This is a genomic window from Mesorhizobium sp. M0751 (assembly GCF_040320265.1).
GTDB lineage: Bacteria > Pseudomonadota > Alphaproteobacteria > Rhizobiales > Rhizobiaceae > Mesorhizobium.
Genome location: NZ_JAMYPH010000055.1, coordinates 1 through 6,483 on the forward strand (window position 1 = coordinate 1; position 6,483 = coordinate 6,483).

Here is a 6,483-nt window from a genome sequence, read left to right on the forward strand (position 1 = left end):
TTTGCCGTCTGCTCCCACGTAGGCCCTCCGTCTCTCGCGATCGGCGGGATTCTTCGCACATTCACCTCATGCCCCGCACGAGGGGAGCGGCGTGGCGCTTACGGAAATCCCAGCCTATGAAATGATGCTCATTTTCCCGCACCTGAAGAACCATTCCAAGGCGCAAGTGGCATTTCGCGATTATGTGAATACCTTCGATTTTTCACGGCTCGCCGCTGGGACACCCTGATCGACTTGGCCGATCCCAAAAAAACTCACGGGCAATTCGGATCAGGGAAGCCCTTCCCGCGGCGGTCACTGATTGCCGCATGTAGTCGGCTTTCTGGATTACACCAACAAGTCAACGGTGCGGCCTGTTTTGCAGCGAGACGCTCTGGTGGTGGGTGCCTACTTCAAGGGCGCAGCTAGTCAGACCCCGCGTGGTGCGTAAGATCGTTCCGCCGGTGGCTGCTAGGGTATTCTGTTCGTGACCAGCTTGCAGGCGCTCCTATTGTGCCTCGAGCAAAAAAGGATGCTTACGCGGCGGCCGCGGCCTCCACGAAACCTTCGACCCTGCCTCGTGGCGGCCACACCTCGACATTGTCGATCAGCCGAGTCTGGCCAAGCCAGGCGGCGACGAGCAGTCGCGCCGGTCGGTTGGGAATGGCGATGACAGCCAGGTCCTCGCCCGTGCGCAGCTCAAGATACTCGACTTGCGAAAATCCCGCAGCAAGGATGGCCTGCCGTGCTTCGTCGAGCACACGGTCGATGCAGTTTTCGGAGTTCAGCCGTCGGGCTGTCTCGAACAGGATTTCGGCCAGGCGGGGTGCTGCTTTTCGTTCAGCGGCCGACAGCCGCGCGTTGCGCGACGACATCGCCAGTCCATCGTCTTCGCGGACCGTCGGGCACGCGATGATGTCGATCGGGATGTCGAGATCGCGAACAAGCCGGCGCACCACGTGTAGTTGCTGGAAATCCTTCTCGCCAAAGAATGCCATTTCGGCACCGGTCTGGAGAAAAAGCTTGGTGACGACGGTCGCCACCCCGTCGAAATGACCCGGCCGGAACGCGCCGCAAAGGCCCTCGCTCACCGCGCTCACCGAAACCGTCGTGGCAAAACCTTGCGGATATACATCCGCCGCATCCGGCGCGTAAAGGATGTGCGCGCCGAGCGGCGCCAGTTTGGCGGCATCGTCATACTCGGTTCGCGGATAGGCGATCAGATCCGCCGGGCTATTGAACTGCTTCGGATTGACAAAGAGCGTGACGATCACCCGATCGGCCTTTGCGAGGGCGGCTCGCACAAGACTGAGATGACCCTCGTGGAGAGCGCCCATGGTCGGCACGACCGCCACTTTCAAACCATCCCGGCGCCACACGGCCACGATGCTGCGCAGTTCAGCAACTGTCCGAATAATGGGAATGCCCACCTTGGATCTCCTCTTTTCAGGTCTTCGGCTCGTCGCCGAACACGTGTTCTGCCGCTGGAAAGCGGCGCTCACGAACGTCGTGCGAGTAGGCCGAGATGGCCGCGGAAGCCGCCTCGCCCAGCTCGGCGTATCGCTTGACGAACTTTGGACGAAAGGCGCCGAACAGGCCCAGCATATCGTCAACGACGAGGATCTGGCCGTCGCAGGCCGGCGAGGCGCCAATGCCGATGGTCGGGATCGCAATCTCCTGCGTGATCCGCCGCGCCAGGGCTTCAGGTGTCTTCTCCAGCACGACCGCGAAGGCGCCTGCTTCGGCCACCGCGACCGCATCACGCTGGATGCGATCGGCATCGTCGCCCCGCCCCTGGACGCGGTAGCCGCCGAGTGCATTCACCGCCTGCGGCGTCAGGCCGACATGAGCCATCACCGGCACGCCACGCGCAGCAAGGAAGCGTATCGTCGCGGCCATGCTTTCGCCGCCTTCGAGCTTGACCGCCGCGCAGCCTGTCTGAGCGATCAGGCGGGCAGCATTGCGAAAAGCCTGTTCAGGACTTTCCTCATAGGAGCCGAACGGCATGTCGACGACCATCAGCGCCCGTTCGAGGCCCCGCCGCACAGCCTGGCCGTGCAGGATCATCATTTCGAGCGTGACGCCGAGCGTCGAAGGCAGGCCGTGAAGCACCATGCCGACGCTGTCACCGACAAGCACGACATCGCAGTGAGCATCGACCAGTTGTGCAATGGGCGTTGTATAGGCAGTAAGACAGACCAGCGGCGTCCCACCCTTGCGTGTCGCAATGTCCGGTGGGGTCAAGGCCCTGATTGCTCGCGTTGCGCTCACCGACTTCCCTCACCTAACGTCAACCCGAAGGCATCTGCCACAACTTTGTGCAGATGCGAAGGAGAAATTGCAGTGCACAATAATTTGCTGACTATTTATTCCGCAAGCTGCGACGCCGCTTCGAATGAGCACGAGTGCGAAAGCGGGCTCTTAATCTCGCGCCCAGTCCCACTTCCCTTGCGTCACTGCCGAGCGGCTTCGCGTTTGCGACACTCTTGTGTAGACCGAAGGTCTAGGCCTTTACGGAGAGTGTGGTGTTGACAGGCTAAACGGGCTGCTACACGCTGGTTAAATCGATTGAGAAGCTTCTCACTGAACTCTGCCCAACCCAGGCAACCATGGACGATCGCCCAAAAGCAACACGCAACGGTAGGGCCGCCGCCAAGGCCAAGCAAGTCGAAGCGGAGCTGATTGCCGTTGTCGTGTCCGTCAATGACGGTGAACCAGCGGTCCTCACCATCGGGCAGGGGGATTGCCTGCCCTCGGGGCCGTTCGCGCTGGAGCATCGATCGCTGCAGTCAGGTCTTAGGGCGTGGGTCGAGCAGCAGACTGGTCATCCCCTCGGCTATATTGAGCAGCTCTATACGTTCGCTGATCGCGACCGCGCCGACGGGCGCCAGCAGCGCGTCATTTCCATCAGCTATCTCGCTTTGACCCGGAAGGAACATGCCACCGGCGCATCCACCTGCGCCTGGCGGAGCTGGTACGATTATTTTCCGTGGGAGGACCACCGCCTCGGAACACCGAAACTGATTGCGGATGTTATGAAGCCGCGTCTGCTTGCCTGGGCGGCTCATGCCGAGCAAACTGCGACGCGCAGTGAGCGGCGGCGGCGGGCTGCCATTGCTTTCGGGCTCGACGAGCGCCCCTGGAATGAAGAGTTGGCGCTCCAGCGCTATGAGCTGCTTTACGAGGCGGGTCTGGTGGCAGAGGCCACCCGCGACGAACGGTCGATCGCATCCGACTCAACAGCCGGGACAACGATGGTTGCCGACCATCGCCGCATCCTGGCCACGGGCCTTGCGCGCTTGCGCTCGAAGATCAAATACCGGCCAGTTGTCTTCGAGCTGATGCCTCCTGTGTTTACGCTGCTGCAGCTGCAACGGACCGTGGAAGCCCTGGCAGGCCGGCTGATCAACAAGCCCAACTTTCGCCGGCTCATCGAGCAGCAAGAACTGGTCGAGGAGACTGGCGAGACGTCCCCGGATACCGGCGGCCGCCCGGCCAAGCTCTATCAGTTCCGCCATGTCGTGCTGGATGAAACTGCCGTTGCGGGGACAAAATTGCCTCTGGCCCGGGGTTGACACGCTTATAGTCAACCTAGATATATACCCCTTATAGTCGAATGGATTATAAACGGGAGGCGCCGGTGAGCGGGACGATACCTTCGGCCGCGTCCCTGTATCAGCGCGTCCAGCGCATCATCCCCCCAGTGGAATGGGCGGCTTTCAGCGACGACGTCGAGGCTATTCTGGCGCTCAAGCGCGAGCGCAACGCTGTCATCCTGGCCCACAACTATCAAACGCCCGAGATTTTCCACTGCGTCGCCGATATCGTCGGCGACAGCCTGGCGCTGGCCCGCAAGGCAATGACCGTCGATGCGGACATCATCGTGCTCGCCGGCGTGCATTTCATGGCCGAGACGGCGAAGCTTCTCAATCCGGACAAGACGGTGCTCATTCCGGATCTTGGCGCCGGCTGCTCGCTGGCGGACTCGATCACGGCGGACGACGTGCGGCTGATGCGGCAACGCTACCCTGGTGTGCCAGTCGTGACCTACGTCAACACGTCCGCTGCCGTGAAGGCCGAGTCGGACATCTGCTGCACCTCCGGCAACGCTTTGGCTGTGGTGGAGTCGCTTGGCGTTGAGCGGGTGATCATGCTGCCCGATGAATACCTGGCCAGGAACATCGCGGCACAGACTTCGGTCGAGATCATCGCCTGGAACGGTCATTGCGAAGTGCATGAGCGCTTCACGCCAGCCGACATTCGCGAGCTGCGGGATGCCTACCCTGGCGTTACCGTGCTTGCCCATCCCGAATGCCCGCCGGAAGTTGTCGCGGTTGCCGATTTCGCCGGCTCGACTGCGGCGATGTCGGATTTCGTCGGACGGCACAAGCCTGCGCGCGTCGTGTTGATGACCGAATGCTCAATGAGCGACAACGTCGCCATCGAGCACCCCGATGTCGAGTTCGTGCGCCCCTGCAATCTCTGTCCGCATATGAAGCGTATCACGCTCGCCAACATTCGCACGGCGCTGCAAGAAACCCGCCACATCGTGACCATCGATGCTCGAGTGGTTGATGGTGCTCGGCGTGCGGTCGAGCGGATGCTTGCTGTATGACGCCAGAGGTCGGCGACATCAGGGGAGCGCCCGTGATCATCGGAGCCGGCGTTGCCGGGCTGATGACCGCGCTTCATCTGGCGCCGCATCCCGTTTACCTTCTCTCCCCGACGCGGCTCGGGACCGAAACCTCCAGCACACTCGCGCAAGGCGGGCTGGCGGCAAGCCTCGGCGCTGACGACAGTCCAGACCTGCATCTTGCAGACACGCTTGCTGCAGGTGATGGCCTCTGCGACGAGAGTGTGGCCAGACGCGTTTTGAATGCGGCAGACCGAGCCATCGAGAATTTGATGGACCTGGGCGTCGCCTTCGACTGCTCGTGGGACGGGACACTGCGGCTCGGGCTCGAGGCAGCGCATTCCCGTCGCCGGATCGTCCATGCCGGGGGTGACTCTACGGGCCGCGAGCTTGTACGCGCGCTCATCATCGCTGTGAGGCGAACGCCATCGATCACAATTCTGGAAGGCATGGAAGCCCGCCGGCTCATTGTGGAAAATGGTGCGGTCAGCGGCGTTGTGGCGGCAAAAGGTGGACAGGCAATAATATTTCCGACGCGCCGCGTGGTTCTTGCGAGCGGCGGTATCGGCGCCCTGTTCAGAGACACGACCAATCCGGCCGGCTCATTCGGGCACGGCCTGGCGCTCGCCGCATGCGCCGGTGCAGAACTCGCCGATCTGGAATTCATCCAGTTCCACCCGACAGCACTCGACGTTTCGCAGCGGCCCATGCCGTTGGTGAGCGAAGCGGTCCGCGGCGAAGGCGCAGTGCTGATCGACGAGTGCGGGCACCGCTTTCTATGCGATACGCCTGGCGGCGAGCTGGCATCGCGCGACGTCGTGGCACGGGCCGTATGGCAGCAGCTTGGCACCGGACATCGTGTTTACCTTGATGCCCGGCAGTCCCTCGGCCAGAAGTTCGCCAAGCGCTTCCCAGCTGTTGCCCGGCATTGCCGGGACGCCGGAATCGATCCTGCCGTTGAGCCGATTCCGGTTCGCCCGGCGGCACATTATCACATGGGCGGCGTGGCCGTGGATGCGGCGGGCCGCAGCACGGTGCCGGGTTTGTGGGCTTGCGGTGAGGTTGCATGTACCGGTCTGCATGGGGCGAACCGGCTTGCCAGCAACTCGCTGACCGAGGCCGTGACGACCTCGTTGTGGGTCGCGCAAAGCGTAGCTGCCGCTCCTGCGGGCTGGCAGTGGCCAAGGCTTGTCGCAAAGGCACCCCCGCGACCGGACCCCTCCTCCGTTCGCCACGCTGTGTCCAATGGGCTCGGTGTTATCCGGGACGGGCAAGCACTATCCGACACCGTGGAAACGCTGCTGCCGATGGCGGTACGCAACACTGGCGCTTCCGATCCCGCCTTGATCGCGCTGATGATCGCCATTGCAGCGCTTCGGCGCGAGGAAAGCCGCGGCTCGCATTACAGGTCGGACTTCCCCACACGCAGCGCGCAGGCCCGGTCTTCGCGCTTGACCTTCGCCTCAGCAATGACGGTTGCGGCCGAACTTAGTCTGCGGCCCGCGGAACGGAGTGCCTGATGACGTCACCTCCACCCCTTCCCGGTATCGTGATCGAGCCGATCGTGCGTAGCGCTCTACTTGAGGATCTGGGCAAAGCCGGTGACCTTACCAGCGATGCGATTGTGCCTTTTGACTGCAGGGCCACCTTCGCGTTCAGAACGCGGCAGTCTGGCGTTCTCGCTGGGCTTGATCTGGTCGCCTACGCTTTCATGCTTGTTGATCCGTCGATCGACATAAATTTTGGACGCCTGGACGGCAGCAAGGTCGCGGCGGGTGAGACCATTGCAAGGGTGAGTGGACCGGCGCGTGGCATGCTTGCGGCCGAGCGCACTGCACTCAATTTTCTCTGCCATCTCAGCGGCATTGCGA

At 62.4% G+C, this 6,483-nt stretch carries 7 protein-coding genes; 5 read left to right on the plus strand and 2 right to left on the minus strand.

Going from position 1 to position 6,483, the window contains the following annotated elements:
- The first annotated feature begins 91 nt into the window (after positions 1 to 91).
- Positions 92 to 229: a hypothetical protein gene (locus NKI19_RS32390; protein WP_352951287.1), complete on the plus strand. Its 138-nt coding sequence runs from the start codon at positions 92 to 94 to the stop codon at positions 227 to 229.
- 286 nt (positions 230 to 515) lie between these two features.
- Here NKI19_RS32390 and panC read toward each other — a convergent pair whose 3' ends face one another.
- Entirely contained in the window at positions 516 to 1,409 is an 894-nt protein-coding gene (gene panC / locus NKI19_RS32395) for a pantoate--beta-alanine ligase (RefSeq protein ID WP_352567422.1), read from the minus strand.
- Between the two features lie 16 nt (positions 1,410 to 1,425).
- Positions 1,426 to 2,250, minus strand: coding sequence for a 3-methyl-2-oxobutanoate hydroxymethyltransferase (gene panB, locus NKI19_RS32400; protein WP_352567423.1), 825 nt, complete (start codon positions 2,248 to 2,250; stop codon positions 1,426 to 1,428).
- Positions 2,251 to 2,588: 338 nt separating this feature from the next.
- On the opposite strand from panB, the gene NKI19_RS32405 reads away from it, so the two are divergent.
- The 4 genes from NKI19_RS32405 to NKI19_RS32420 form a co-directional block, all read left to right on the plus strand.
- On the plus strand, positions 2,589 to 3,554 hold the full coding sequence (locus tag NKI19_RS32405) for an NUDIX hydrolase (RefSeq protein ID WP_352567424.1): 966 nt from the start codon (positions 2,589 to 2,591) through the stop codon (positions 3,552 to 3,554).
- A gap of 65 nt (positions 3,555 to 3,619) precedes the next feature.
- On the plus strand, positions 3,620 to 4,594 hold the full coding sequence (gene nadA / locus NKI19_RS32410) for a quinolinate synthase NadA (RefSeq protein ID WP_352567425.1): 975 nt from the start codon (positions 3,620 to 3,622) through the stop codon (positions 4,592 to 4,594).
- Positions 4,591 to 6,132: an L-aspartate oxidase gene (locus NKI19_RS32415; protein ID WP_352567426.1), complete on the plus strand. Its 1,542-nt coding sequence runs from the start codon at positions 4,591 to 4,593 to the stop codon at positions 6,130 to 6,132. The genes nadA and NKI19_RS32415 overlap by 4 nt, the downstream gene beginning before the upstream one ends.
- The coding region (locus NKI19_RS32420) for a nicotinate-nucleotide diphosphorylase (RefSeq protein WP_502899377.1) at positions 6,132 to 6,483 on the plus strand (352 nt) is incomplete at its 3' end. The genes NKI19_RS32415 and NKI19_RS32420, both read left to right, overlap by 1 nt.

Coding starts and splice junctions, on each gene's coding strand:
- NKI19_RS32405 (WP_352567424.1), top strand. CDS start 2,589: ATGGACGATCGCCCAAAAGCAACACGCAACGGTAGGGCCGCCGCCAAG.
- NKI19_RS32415 (WP_352567426.1), top strand. CDS start 4,591: ATGACGCCAGAGGTCGGCGACATCAGGGGAGCGCCCGTGATCATCGGA.